Origin of the sequence: Marivita cryptomonadis (assembly GCF_002115725.1) — a bacterium.
Taxonomy (GTDB): Bacteria; Pseudomonadota; Alphaproteobacteria; order Rhodobacterales; family Rhodobacteraceae; genus Marivita; species Marivita cryptomonadis.
In genome coordinates this window covers 14,090-27,183 of the sequence record NZ_JFKD01000024.1, presented here as the reverse complement: position 1 = coordinate 27,183, position 13,094 = coordinate 14,090, and the positions used below count along the sequence as shown (strand labels likewise).

Below are 13,094 nucleotides of genomic sequence, written 5' to 3'. Positions count from 1 at the left end.
CATTGTTTGCAAACACTTTTCAATAATACATTTGTATACCGCGCAAGAATCTTTCGCGACCAACCGCAAAAGCGCCGACTCACCGGGTCGTTTCCGACCCACCCTGTCTTGACGCGCCGCCGCCCCCCTGCCAAAAGCCGCGCACGATACATAACCCGCAACCGGGCGTTCCGTGGGCGCCAAACTGACGAGGAGCTAGGCCAATGAGCCAGATTTCCCTGACCTTCCCCGATGGCAATGCGCGCGAGTTCGATGCAGGTGTGACCCCTGCCGAAGTGGCCGAGAGCATTTCCAAGTCCCTCTCCAAGAAAGCCATCTCTGCCACCGTGAACGGTGCGCATTGGGATTTGCAGTGGCCGATTCAAAGCGATGCGCAGATCGCGATCAACACTCTGCAGGACGACGCGCCCGCGCTTGAACTGATCCGGCATGACCTTGCGCATATCATGGCGCGTGCGGTTCAAGAGATCTGGCCCGACGTCAAAGTCACCATCGGCCCGGTCCGCGACAATGGCTGGTTCTACGATTTCGACCGTAAAGAACCGTTCACGCCCGAAGACCTTGGTGCCATCGAAAAGCGGATGAAAGAGATCATCAACGCCCGCGATGCGGTCCGCACCGAACTGTGGACCCGCGATCAGGTGCGCCAGTATTACACTGACAACAACGAGCCCTATAAGGTCGAGATCCTCGACAAGATCCCCGAGGGCGAGGACATTCGCATGTATTGGCATGGCGAATGGATGGATCTCTGCCGCGGCCCGCACCTGCAACACACGGGTCAGGTTCCTGCCGACGCGTTCAAACTGATGAACGTGTCCGCCGCCTATTTCCTTGGCGACAACACCCGCCCGATGCTGCAACGCATCTATGGCGTGGCGTTCAAGAACCGCGATGATCTGAAAAAGTACCTGACCTTCCTCGAAGAGGCCGAAAAGCGCGACCACCGCAAACTCGGCCGCGAGATGAACCTGTTCCACATGCAGGAAGAGGCCCCCGGTCAGGTGTTCTGGCATCCCAATGGCTGGACAGTCTACACCGCGTTGCAGGACTACATGCGCCGCAAGCAGCGCGCCGGTGGGTATCTCGAGATCAACACGCCGCAAGTTGTGGACCGCAAGCTGTGGGAAGCGTCGGGGCACTGGGAAAAGTACCAGCACCACATGTTCGTCGTCGAAGTCGACGAAAGCCGCGATGGTGAAAACGACGATGCCAGTGCCAAGAACAAGGATCACACACGGATCAACGCGCTCAAGCCGATGAACTGCCCCTGCCACGTGCAGGTGTTCAACCAAGGCCTGAAGTCTTACCGCGACTTGCCGCTGCGGCTGGCCGAGTTCGGGTCGTGCGCCCGGTTCGAGCCATCAGGCGCGTTGCACGGCATCATGCGGGTGCGCGGCTTCACCCAGGACGACGCGCATATCTTCTGCACCGAAGACCAAATCCAGCAGGAATGCGCCAAGTTCATCGACTTTCTTGCTGGTGTGTACCGCGAGCTGGGCTTCCCAGAGTTCGAAATCCGCTTTGCCACACGCCCGGAAAAGCGCGTCGGCAGCGATGAAAGCTGGGATTACGTCGAGGGCGCGCTGGAGAACGCGATCAAGGCGGTTGGCCGGGATTACACTCTCGAACCCGGTGACGGCGCATTCTATGGCCCCAAGCTTGATTTCTACCTGACTGACGCGATTGGCCGTGTCTGGCAGTGCGGCACCTTCCAGGTTGACCCGAACCTGCCGGAACGCCTTGGCGCCAGCTATATCGGTCAGAACGGAGAACGGCACCGCCCGTTCATGCTGCACCGCGCCTGCCTTGGGTCGTTCGAACGCTTCATCGGCATCCTGATCGAGAACTGGGAAGGCAAACTGCCCTTCTGGCTGGCCCCGCGTCAGGTGGTTGTCGCCTCCATCGTGTCGGAAGCAGATGATTATGTGCGCGAGGTCGTGGCCGAACTGACCAAAGCGGGCGTTCGCGCCGAGGCCGACATCCGCAACGAGAAGATCAATTACAAGGTCCGCGAACACTCGGTCGGCAAGGTCCCGGTGATCCTTGCCATCGGCCACCGCGAGGTCGAGGAACGCACGGTCACCGTGCGCCGCCTTGGAGAGAAGCAAACCTCTGTAACATCGCTGACCGATATCGTGAGCAGCCTTGGCAAAGACGCGACTCCGCCGGATCTTCTGTAACATTCCCGCGCAGGAAACTTTCACAAAGGCCCCGTTTTGTTACGGGGCCTTTTTTATTTTATTGAAAACGCAGTGAAAACTCGGCTCAAGAAGTTCACCCTACGTCACGCCCGCGTGAAACACACCGCCGTGAATAGCGCGACAGCCTGCCGCGGGGCATGGTTGGTTCATCGACGTTGCACAGGCTCTGTCGACCCAGTTCAACTTGTTAAGTAACCAAAAGGACCATCCTCATGTCGAAAGCTCTTAAAACCGTTGCGATCGTTGGTGCAGTCGCAGCAAGCCTCGCCGCGCACACAACAACCGCCACCGCCCAAGCCAAGGAAAAGTGCTTTGGTGTGTCCCTCGCCGGTCAGAACGACTGTGCCGCTGGCCCGGGCACAACCTGCGCTGGCTCCTCCACTGTTGACTACCAGGGCAACGCATGGACACTGGTCGACGCGGGCACCTGCGGCGAAATCGAACTGCCCGCGATGGCCGATGGCTCCGCACGCATGGGTTCGCTCGAAGAGCTGAACCGCGACCTGCCGGGCTGATCGCTTTGCGGGGGGCAAGACGGTCCCCCCAAGCACAATACGCAAGCCGGGCGCCTGTCCGGCTTGCACCACAAGGACATCACCATGCCCGATGCGTCACACAGTTTCCCACACCTGCCCGCCCTACCCGGCGTTGGCTACAAAGCGCAGCACTTCACCGACATTCTGAACGATCCGAACCCGGTTGGCTGGTTAGAAGTGCATGCCGAGAATTACATGGGCGATGGCGGACGACCCTTGGCGCAATTGCGTGTTCTGTCCGAACGCTTCCCGATTTCCGTGCATGGTGTCGGCCTGTCGATCGGCGGCGAAGGCCGGTTGGATCCGGATCACCTCGGGCGGCTGAAACACCTGTGTGACTGGCTTAACCCGGCCAGTTTCTCCGAACATCTGGCATGGTCGACCCATGACAGCCATTTCCTGAACGACTTGCTGCCGCTGCCCTACACGTCGGACACGCTGACGCGCGTTGCAGAGCACATCGACGACGTGCAGACCGTGTTGGGCCGTCGGATGCTTCTCGAGAACCCGTCTTCTTATCTGGCCTTTGCGGAAAGCACCTATTCCGAGACCGATTTTCTGGCCGAGATCGTGCGCCGCACTGGCTGTGGCCTGCTCTTGGATGTGAACAACGTGTTCGTGTCCGCAACCAATCTCGACTATTCCCCGCAAGGTTATATCGACGCCTATCCGCTTGACGCCGTTGGGGAAATTCACCTTGGCGGTCATGACGAAGACGAAGACGACCACGGCGCGCCCCTGTTGATCGACAGCCACGGGCGCGAGGTTGTGGACCCTGTCTGGGCGCTTTTGGATTACACGCTGGCGCAATCCGGCCCCAAGCCGCTGCTGGTCGAGTGGGACACCGATGTACCCGACTGGCCCATTCTGGCCGACGAGGCCCGGCGCGCGGCATCCGCGTTGACACGCGTGTCGTCATGACCAACCAGACGGCCTTTCACGCGGGGCTCCTGAACCCGTCCACGCCCGTGCCCGACGGGCTGACCGATGCCCAGGCCCGCCCAGCCGGACGACGGTACGGCGTCTATCGCAACAACGTCACCGTGTCCCTGCGCGAGGCACTCGCCGAAGGCTTCCCGTCCCTTGTCGGCCTGATCGGACGCGAAAATTTCGACCATGTCGCCCGCGCCTATTTACGCCAATCACCGCCCACGTCGCCACTGATGATGCATTACGGGGCAGGTTTCCCCGAATTCGTGGCCTCGCTCGATCAGCTTGCGCATCTGCCCTACCTCGCAGACGTGGCCCGGATCGACGTTGCGATGCGCCAAAGCTACCACGCCGCGGACAGCACCGGCATCGCTCCCACCGCCTTGCAGGCGCTGGATGAGGACACGCTGCTGGCCACCCGCTTCAGCTTTGCGCCATCCATGATCCTGATCCGGTCACCTTGGCCCATCGGATCGATCTGGCACTATACCTTGCGCGGCGGCCACAAACCGACAGGCCACGCGGAGGACGTTCTGATCCTGCGCGCGGAATACGATCCAGAGCCGTTTGTGCTGGGTCCCGGCGCGGGCGATGTGCTGCTTGCATTGCGCTCCGGTACTCCGTTCGGCCCTGCCATCGAACAGGGCGGCGATGGGTTCGATCTTGCCGCGCTGCTTAACATCCTGCTTTCGAACCACGCGATAACCGACTTGAAAAGCTGACATTTTCCAAACGAAAGGCCGCCACCATGGACCGCCTGATCTTCCTGCACACATCCATCTTTGCGCCAATCGAACGCCTGTTCGACAGTCTGGTCCCGCTTCTGGCACGGTTCGTATTTGCAGCCACGCTGCTGATGTATTTCTGGTCTTCCGCCATGACCAAACTGGGTGACGGGATCATGGGAATTTTCATCCCCTCTACAGGGGCTTACGCGCAAGTCTTTCCAAAACAGATGGAGGCGGTGGTCTATGATGTGTCGCAGCTTGGGGTTTTTCACTGGGCCGTTGTCCTGGCAGGCACCTGGGCCGAATTCATCCTTCCCTTGCTGATAGTGATCGGGCTGTTCACGCGTTTGGCAGCGCTGGGGATGATCGGATTCGTGGTCGTGCAATCCCTGACAGACCTCTACGGGCATGGCGGCATCGAACATGCGGAAACGCTGGGGGCGTGGTTCGACAGAGTGCCGGACAGCGTGATCCTGGATCAACGGGCGTTCTGGATGCTGATCCTTGTCACACTGGTGATCAAGGGCGCAGGTGCGCTGTCGCTGGACCGCATCCTGTCGCGGCAAGTTCTTGGGGCGCCCGCCACTGCCTGACCCCTTGCACCCGACTACAGGGCGGTTATCTCTGACGAGAACACAGTCAGGGGGCGATATGTCGGATCGAACGGTTCTCAAGATCAGCGGCGCGGATGCACGGCATTTCCTGCAAGGGCTGGTCACGAATGATGTCGACCGGCTGGATCAGGGTCTGGTCTATGCAGCGATGCTGACGCCGCAGGGCAAGTACCGGGCCGACTTCTTTCTCGTGCCGATGGGCGATGCAATTCTGCTGGATGTGGACAATGGCTTGGCCCCTGGTCTTAAGCAGGCATTGACCATGTACAAATTGCGGTCCGCGGTCGAGATCGAAGAGACAGATCGCGTTGTGACACGGGGCTTGGGCGATGCACCGGAGGGAGCCTTTGCCGACCCGCGCGATCCGGCGATGGGCTGGCGCGGCTATGACGGACAGCCGGGGGATGCAGGCGTCGATTGGGATGCCGTGCGCGTGGCGGCCTGTGTGCCGCAAAGCGGTATCGAGCTGACCACAGACAGTTTCATCCTTGAGATGGGGTTTGAACGTCTGAACGGCGTCGATTTTCGCAAGGGCTGTTATGTCGGACAGGAAGTCACGGCGCGGATGAAACACAAGACCGAGCTGCGCAAGGGATTGGCGAGGGTCACTGTCGATGGCATGGCCCCTGTCGGGTCAGACATCGTTGCCGGGGAAAAGGCGGCTGGCACGCTTTTCACCCAAGCCGCTGGGCAGGGATTGGCCTATCTGCGCTTTGACAGGGCCAATGACGACATGCGGGCAGCTGGCGCCACCGTGCGGTTCACGCCCGACGCACCCCACGCCTGAAACCCCGCGCGGGTGTGTCCCGGCAGGGGTTCAGGTTTGATGTGTCGTGGAAGCGGCGCCGCCCCGGAGGTCGACAACTGGGTTTTTCGTGTCGAGGTTACCCCCGCGACCTGTGGGGCGATGCCCCGGCAAGATATATCTCTGGTTGGTCGACGCCGTCACGCGTCACGTTGGTCAGATGTCTGTGTCGCGGCATGGGAGTGACCCTTCCCGCTCGGTGCGCACCGTGCGAACGGGTATGGCGCAGCGTGGGTTAATCACAGGAAAACGAAGCGTTCGGTGCCAAGACCTTTGCAAAGGTCTTGGACGCGCGTTCAGACGCGCTTGGCGTTTTCGACTTACCTTGCGCCCGTAGCCGGCTTTGCCACCCGCACAAGATCGGGATGCGCGCCCACAGCCGCAAACGTGCGCGCAACATCCGCGTTGAACGCATAATGTGACGCGGTCCACGCCCCGATCCCCTGCGCCGCAAACCGCGTCTCCATTGCTGCGATCATCGCGGTGGCATGCCCCGCCCCGCGATGGGGTTCTGCGACAAAGAGATGATCGAGATACGCGCGCCTCACAGGGCGGCGGAACGCATCCGCAGGACGCTCTTGAATAAGGTACAGTGCGTAGCCCATCAGCCGTCCGCTATGCCGGACACCAACCGCTGCGCCGCAATCGTCGAACAGATGCGCCAGATGGTCGGCGAATTCGTCGTCGGTTCCCTCATCATGAAACACGTCGGGCAAGGCCGCCACGTGATGGCGGTGCAACGCACGAAACAGCGGCACCATGTCGGGAATGTCGTCTTTGGTGAGAACTTGCATAAGAAAAGGCCTCCTGACTGATGCCGGAGGCCTTTTGATCTTTTATCATCCCCCGGCGATTTCGGGGGATATGCGCGCGAGTCCCGAGATCAGGCGCGCTCGGAATATTCCATGGTTTCGGTGTTGACGATGATCATCTCGTCCTGCCCCACAAACGGCGGCACCATGACTTTGACCCCATTATCGAGGATCGCAGGTTTGAAGCTGTTGGCAGCGGTCTGACCTTTGACGACCGGCTCGGTCTCTTCGATCTTGCAGGTGACCTTCTGCGGCAGCGTCGCGTTGAGCGCCTCCGCCTCGTGGAATTCCACGAGGATGGTCATGCCGTCTTGCAGGAACGGACGGCGTTCGCCCAGAATGTCAGCAGGCAGTTCGACTTGGTCGTAGGTGTCGGTGTCCATGAACACCAGATTGCCGTCAGTTTCGTAAAGGAACTGCATGTCCTTCTGCTCAAGCCGCACGCGTTCCACCTTATCGGCAGAGCGGAAGCGCTCGTTGAGCTTGGAACCGTTGCGCAGGTTTTTCATTTCCACCTGTGCGAAGGCACCACCTTTGCCGGGTTTCACATGGTCGACCTTCACAGCGGCCCAGAGACCACCGTTATGTTCCAATACGTTACCGGGGCGGATTTCGTTACCGTTGATTTTGGGCATGGCTAAACTTTGTCAAAAGGTTGATCCAACTTTGGCTGCCCCTATATCTGGGTGATGATACGCTGTCCAGACAACCAGATTTCGTTCCGCATCCGCGGCAAGCCATGCAGTTTTCGCATAAAAGGTATGCAAAACTAGGGTATCCGAATCGTTTGGAATGCGCCATAAGCAACTCCACGCCGGAAAACACAAGAGCAATAATCACAGGACGGATCATGAAAGATTTCGTTGACGGTACCGCCTTCAACGCTGAGCAAGGTAATCGCGCGCGCAAGCTTTTTGCTGCCGTGGTTCTTGCCGCATTGGATGACGCGATCGCAGATGACAAAAAATATGGCAATGGCCCCGAGCAGATCGCCCGTTGGGCGCGGTCCCGCGACGGCCGTGAAGTGCTAAGCTGCGCGGGCATTGACCCGAACGAACGCGTTGTCTCGGGATTGATGGAATTTGTCGGCAAGGGTGTCCGCACCTCGGTTGCGCTGTCGCGCGAAGAAAGCGAACGCCGCAATGCTGCCCAGCAAGCCGAAGCTGCATAAACTACTGAACTTATTTGTAAAAGCGCGCCCTTTATTGGGCGCGTTTTTTTGTTTGGACACTGGCGCTATTCTTTGATCGGGCTGGCCCCGAACATACAACGCGCTCAGTCAAGCTCTTGCGAAATCAGCATGCGGTGGATCTCGCGGCGTACCAGTTTGCGCACATTCCGCGTGATCCGTTCGCCCAACGCGCCCTGCAATTCCTGCCGGACAATCTCGACCACCATTAGGCGCAGCGTTTCCTCGTCGATTTCAAGCGCTGCATGGTCGTCCATGTCGACGGTTTGCAAAGCCGCTGTATCCACCTGCTCAGCAACAGGATCGGGGGCGTCATAGCTGTTCTGCTGCGGCCACGCATCCTGTGCGTGCAAGACGTTCGACTCGTGCGAGGCAGGTTCTTCCTCCACCTCTTCGAACGGCGCGTCAGGCCATGTCATTGGTTCGGCAATCGCGGAAAGTTCGTCCGCATCGGGGCGGTCACGCTCTTCCTCGAATTCCTGGCTGTCGCGGGCGACCAGACGACCCAAAGCCGCAACTTTGTCTTCCAGTGTCAGAAGCGCAGGTGATGCGTGCCCCTCTTCGGAGGCAGGGGCCGAGTCGCCGCCGTCAACACGGGCGACTTCTTCAATGTTGTGCCACGCCGCGTCGTCTTCCCATGCCTCAGGGTCGTCGGCTTGGAGCGCTGCATCATCATGGGGCGTTACCGCATCGTCATGATCGCTGGGCCCGTCCTCTTCGATTGACCATTTTTCATCTGAGTCGTCTTGCCAGCCTTGCGGTTCCTCGGCATTGGAGCTGTCGTCGTCCTCGTCCTGAGACAGCGCCAAGGCGGCAGATACTTCTTCTTCGATCAGACGACTGAGTTCGCTGCGCGGGTCCATGCTGCCAGACGCGTCATGCGCCGTATCCTGCGCGACCACGTCCTCGTCGCTTTGCGCGTCGTCCCATACGTCTGAGGGCTGCTCGGACGTGTCGTCTTGTGTGTCCCGCATCTCAACCTCGTCGATGTCGGGAAACGCGCCTTCAACCGCGCCAAAATCAGCAAGCCGGGCATCTCCGGGAATATCGTCAATCGCGAGCTCTTCGGCGGGGTCGTCCTGCGGGAGGATGGGCTGCGTCAGAAGAACCGGCTCTGGCGCGGGGGATGGTTCGGGAGTGTCGTCCCGCACCCGTTGCGCCGCAGTCAGGATCAAACGACTGGTTTTTTCAGGCTTGCGCGCAACCGGCGTTGCACGCACCTCTTCCGCGACGAGCTTGCGAATGGATGACAGAACATCCTCGATTTCCACATTTGTCACGGGATTAGACATGGTTCACCACTACTACCTCGACGACAAAGTAGCTTGGTGCAGCGTTTCACACAACAGATGAGCAAAAACTTAGTTTTTTCCTAGGGCCTTGAGAACACGGTCAAGCTGCTGGCCCTGCTGGCTTTTCTGAATCGGGCCATCTTTGACCAGATTGTAATAGCTTACGGGGTCGTATTGCTGCACGTTCAACTTCAAATCGGTCGCGGTGAGACGTCCCAGCGTGGACAACACGCGATAGGCCGCAATCCCTTCGTCCACTTGCGCAGAAATTCGGGCGGACCGCGCATTCAGCAGTTCCTGTTCGGCGTTCAGCACGTCCAGCGTGGTGCGTGCGCCAAGCGCTGCTTCCTCGCGAACACCACGAAATGCGACGGTGGCCGCGCGCACCTGACGGTCTGACGATTCGAGGCTGGCCTGAGCAATGCGGAACTGCGCATAGGCGTTGCCGACATTCTGCGACACCTGATCAATCACCTGATGCAACTGGCCGCGCGCCGAATCGCGGTTGGCCATGGATTGCCGAACCAGCGAAGTCAGACGCCCGCCCTGATAGATGGGACCGCCAGCTTCGAGCCCGATCGATCCGCCACGCGTGAACCGGTCGGAGTCGAGACCTTCAGTCACGGTCAGCCGACCAGACAAGCGCACTGTCGGTTTCATCGCCGCTTCGGCGCGCAGGATGTTGAGTTCCGAGGCGGCAACCTGGTGCTGAACGGATTTGACCTGCGGATGGCTGCGCACAGCAATCGCCTTGGCCTCGTCCACGGATGTCGGGAATTGCGGCAGGCTGCGCAGCGGCTGCAACGCACCGGGCGTGCGGCCAACGATGGCGAGGTATTGCTCTCGGGCCACGGTCAACGCGCCTTGTGCGGCGGCCAACTGGCTGCGAGCGGCTGCAAGGCGCGCCTCGGCCAAAGAGGTGTCGGTGCGGGTGACTTCCCCCACTTCGAACCGCTCTTGAGCGGCGCGCAGTTCTTGGGTGATCAGGCGCACGTTGTTTTCCCGCAGGGCGACGTTTTCAATCGCGCGGCGCACCTCGAGATGTGCCTCAACCGCCGACAACAGAACCTGCTGCTCGATCGAGACAAGCTGCTGGCGTGTGGCCAGCACGGCTTCCTTGGCGGTTTCGATGGCGAGTTTGTTTTGGCCGTTGTCGATCAGCGTCAGTTCCGCGATCAGGCTTGCCGACACGGTGTTCGACACCGTCGGTACGATAAAATTGCTGGTCGATGCGCTGCGGGTGGTGCCGAATTGGCGGGTGGCATCCGCAGACCAAGAGATCACCGGGCGCAAAGATGAAACAGCCTGCGCGACATCTTCATCGGCAGCACGCAAGACAGCGCGGTTTTGTTCAAGAAGACCGCTGGTGTTGTAGGCCCCGATCATCGCATCGGCCAGAGTTTCGGCCCGCGCCATTGGAGCCGCAATCACAAGACCTAGAGCGACAGCCAGACCCGTCAGTTTCAACCGCTTCACCATACCTGCTGCCCCTTGTTGATCTGTCTGTATTTATTTGTTTTAAACGGCGCAATTACAATGTGAACGCAGCTTTTTTCGCAAAGCCCAGTAGAACCGGCGCGGATGCGTTGAACGCAAAACGCCACGTGACGTTACCATCAATCTTATAGCCGATTCTGACAACGCCCAGTGCACCTTCCATGAAGACACAGCCGATCCGACCACCATCCTTGAGCTGTTCGAGCAGCGCGTCGGGCACCTGCTCGACTCCGCCTTCGATCAGCATCGCGTCATACGGACCATGTTGTGCGGCCCCTTCGGTGAGCAGCCCGGTATGCAAAACGACATTATCGGCACCCTGCTCCGAAAGGATGACCTGCGCTTCGCTGGCCAAGGCTTCATCCTCTTCGACCGCGATCACCGCTTCGGCCATCCGCGCGACCAGTGCCGAGGAATAGCCGTACCCCGCCCCGATATCGAGCACGAGCTCATCGCTCTCAATGTTGAGCGCATCCAAGAGCTTTCCCAGAGTGCGCGGTTCAAGCACGACCCGGCCGGGCGCAATCGGCACGTTCTCGCTGATGTAAGCCGCCTCTGCCTGTTCGCGCGGCACAAAAAGTTCCCGTGGGACCGACAGCATAGCGTCGATGATCGGAAATTTGGTCACATCGGAGGGACGTACCTGCGTGTCGACCATCATGGTCCGGCGGGCGGCAAAGTCTGTCATGGGCTAAACTCATCCGTTCAGTTCGCTGCTGGCGTTCTGCCACAGCTGACCAATTTCAGCAATGCGCAGATCGCGCGAAATACTGCCACATGCTGTGTTGAATTGCACATCCGATATCCGCTTGACGCGCCCCCCGCGACCGCCTAATCAGACCTCCACTCTGGCGAGTTGGCGGAGTGGTGACGCAGCGGATTGCAAATCCGTGTACACCGGTTCAAATCCGGTACTCGCCTCCATACATATAGTGGTAATTTGCGTATTTTGTGCAAATTACCACAACATATAGTCCAGCAGGTCTTGTACACAACCCGTACACAGTTTTGACGTGCGACGCTGGGCCTTTTGCGCTATAGTTCCATAAAATCAAAAGCTTGGATTTTGATGCGATGAGCTACGGTGCAAAAACTGTGCAGGTGCACAAAAAGCTGCGTTTGGACAAGCGCAAAGGCAGCAACAATTGGTACGCTCGCATAACTTTGCCCAACAGCAAACGTGACGTAAAAAGCACAGGAACAGACGATGTAGAGGAGGCGAAAGAGATAGCCTTAGAGCTGTATTATGAAACACAGGCTCGCCTTAAAAACAAGCTGCCCGCAAATACTCGCAAGTTTAAGCATGTCGCTGAATTCGCCATAAAGCGCATGCAAGACGAACTGGATGCTGGCACCGGCAAAATTGCTTACAAAGATTACATTTCTGCTTTGCAAAGGTACTTGATCCCCTACTTCGAAAAAACCGATGTTGCCAAAATTGATTTGGCAGCGCTGATGCAGTTCGACACGTGGCGAGAACGGCAAGCAGGACGCAAGCTTGCGCAAAGCACCATCAATAACCACAACGCTGCGCTTAATCGCGTTTTTGATGAAGCAGAGCTGCGTGGCTGGCTGAACAAATCTTTGCGCCCTACCCTGCTCAACAAAGGCGTGGAGACGCAAGGCAGGGGTAGCTACACGCTGGACGAATACAAAACTATTTACACAGCGCTGCGCAGCTTTCACCAAAAAACCAAAGACGCTAAAGCAGCGGCAACACGAGAAACGCTGCGCAACTATGTTCTGTTTTTAGCGAACACTGGCATACGACACGGCAAAGAAGCGTTAGCGCTATGTTGGCAACACATCGAATGGCACACAAAAGATGGTGAGCGCTATTTGGCTATCAACGTGGATGGCAAAACCAAAAAACGCAAAATCATTGCACGTGATCGCGTCGTTGATTTTTTGGACCGCCAAAGCCAGCTCAACCCTCGCCTTACTCACACAACTTTCGATCAGCTTGTTACTGCAAAAAGCAATGAGCCAATTTGGACGACACGCTTGGGCGAAGTGATCCGAGTTGCCAACGTTAATCGTGCTTTTAACACATTACTGCAAGAGTTGAATTTGAAGACTGGCGCAGATGGGTTGGATCGAACACTGTACAGCTGGCGGCATTTTTATGCGACGCAAGACTTGGAACGTGGCATGAGCACACATGCGCTGAGCAAGCAAATGGGAAACAGCACTTTGATGCTGGACCGGCACTACAGTAAATACAGTCCTCTCATCAACGCAGATCAACACAGCGGCAGAGATGGAAAAAAGGCCAAGCCCAACACCTCCACCGATCCTGCTGCACTTGCTTTTGAGATGTTGAAATCCGGCAAAATAGACCAGTCAGCCTTTTTGGCAGCGTTGGGCGTACATGCGGACGGTTATGAACCCACAGCTGATATTCGGATGTTGGCATTGGAGGCAATGAACGCTGACTTGATAGACCAGCACAGCTTGTTGAAAATACTCAAATAAACAGGCAAGACG

13 protein-coding genes and 1 tRNA gene are annotated in these 13,094 nt (G+C 58.4%); 9 read left to right on the top strand and 5 right to left on the bottom strand.

What is annotated here, in order from left to right; translation table 11 throughout:
* The first annotated feature begins 203 nt into the window (after nucleotides 1-203).
* From thrS to ygfZ, 6 genes are all read left to right on the top strand, one after another.
* On the top strand, nucleotides 204-2,183 hold the full coding sequence (gene thrS, locus MCRY_RS19435; protein WP_085632975.1) for a threonine--tRNA ligase: 1,980 nt from the start codon (nucleotides 204-206) through the stop codon (nucleotides 2,181-2,183).
* A gap of 233 nt (nucleotides 2,184-2,416) precedes the next feature.
* Nucleotides 2,417-2,719, top strand: coding sequence for a BufA1 family periplasmic bufferin-type metallophore (locus MCRY_RS19430; RefSeq protein WP_085632973.1), 303 nt, complete (start codon nucleotides 2,417-2,419; stop codon nucleotides 2,717-2,719).
* An 84-nt stretch (nucleotides 2,720-2,803) separates the two neighbouring features.
* Nucleotides 2,804-3,661 carry an MNIO family bufferin maturase gene (bufB, locus tag MCRY_RS19425; protein ID WP_085632971.1) on the top strand — a complete coding sequence of 286 codons (858 nt, stop codon included), beginning with the start codon at nucleotides 2,804-2,806 and terminating at the stop codon, nucleotides 3,659-3,661.
* Nucleotides 3,658-4,392, top strand: coding sequence for an HvfC/BufC N-terminal domain-containing protein (locus tag MCRY_RS19420; protein ID WP_085632969.1), 735 nt, complete (start codon nucleotides 3,658-3,660; stop codon nucleotides 4,390-4,392). The genes bufB and MCRY_RS19420 overlap by 4 nt, the downstream gene beginning before the upstream one ends.
* A gap of 26 nt (nucleotides 4,393-4,418) precedes the next feature.
* Entirely contained in the window at nucleotides 4,419-4,991 is a 573-nt protein-coding gene (locus tag MCRY_RS19415; protein WP_085632967.1) for a DoxX family protein, read from the top strand.
* Nucleotides 4,992-5,049: 58 nt separating this feature from the next.
* Complete coding sequence (gene ygfZ, locus MCRY_RS19410; protein ID WP_085632965.1) at nucleotides 5,050-5,799, top strand: CAF17-like 4Fe-4S cluster assembly/insertion protein YgfZ; 750 nt, start codon at nucleotides 5,050-5,052, stop codon at nucleotides 5,797-5,799.
* A 338-nt stretch (nucleotides 5,800-6,137) separates the two neighbouring features.
* On the opposite strand, the gene MCRY_RS19405 is transcribed toward ygfZ, so the two are convergent.
* Nucleotides 6,138-6,611: a GNAT family N-acetyltransferase gene (locus tag MCRY_RS19405; RefSeq protein WP_085632963.1), complete on the bottom strand. Its 474-nt coding sequence runs from the start codon at nucleotides 6,609-6,611 to the stop codon at nucleotides 6,138-6,140.
* A gap of 89 nt (nucleotides 6,612-6,700) precedes the next feature.
* Entirely contained in the window at nucleotides 6,701-7,264 is a 564-nt protein-coding gene (gene efp, locus MCRY_RS19400; protein WP_085632961.1) for an elongation factor P, read from the bottom strand.
* Between the two features lie 215 nt (nucleotides 7,265-7,479).
* Between efp and MCRY_RS19395 the strand changes: the two genes are divergently transcribed.
* Nucleotides 7,480-7,800, top strand: coding sequence for a DUF6280 family protein (locus MCRY_RS19395; RefSeq protein ID WP_085632959.1), 321 nt, complete (start codon nucleotides 7,480-7,482; stop codon nucleotides 7,798-7,800).
* A 104-nt stretch (nucleotides 7,801-7,904) separates the two neighbouring features.
* Here the strand turns inward: MCRY_RS19395 and MCRY_RS19390 are convergent, their stop codons facing one another.
* From MCRY_RS19390 to MCRY_RS19380, 3 genes are all read right to left on the bottom strand, one after another.
* On the bottom strand, nucleotides 7,905-9,110 hold the full coding sequence (locus MCRY_RS19390; protein ID WP_138488090.1) for an MSCRAMM family adhesin: 1,206 nt from the start codon (nucleotides 9,108-9,110) through the stop codon (nucleotides 7,905-7,907).
* Between the two features lie 69 nt (nucleotides 9,111-9,179).
* Nucleotides 9,180-10,589, bottom strand: a complete 1,410-nt coding sequence (locus MCRY_RS19385) for a TolC family outer membrane protein (protein WP_085632955.1) — start codon at nucleotides 10,587-10,589, stop codon at nucleotides 9,180-9,182.
* A gap of 52 nt (nucleotides 10,590-10,641) precedes the next feature.
* On the bottom strand, nucleotides 10,642-11,295 hold the full coding sequence (locus tag MCRY_RS19380; RefSeq protein WP_085632953.1) for a protein-L-isoaspartate O-methyltransferase family protein: 654 nt from the start codon (nucleotides 11,293-11,295) through the stop codon (nucleotides 10,642-10,644).
* 162 nt (nucleotides 11,296-11,457) lie between these two features.
* Between MCRY_RS19380 and MCRY_RS19375 the strand changes: the two genes are divergently transcribed.
* A tRNA-Cys gene (locus tag MCRY_RS19375) sits at nucleotides 11,458-11,531 on the top strand.
* A gap of 150 nt (nucleotides 11,532-11,681) precedes the next feature.
* Nucleotides 11,682-13,082, top strand: coding sequence for a tyrosine-type recombinase/integrase (locus MCRY_RS19370; RefSeq protein ID WP_139834130.1), 1,401 nt, complete (start codon nucleotides 11,682-11,684; stop codon nucleotides 13,080-13,082).
* Nucleotides 13,083-13,094 lie beyond the last annotated feature (12 nt).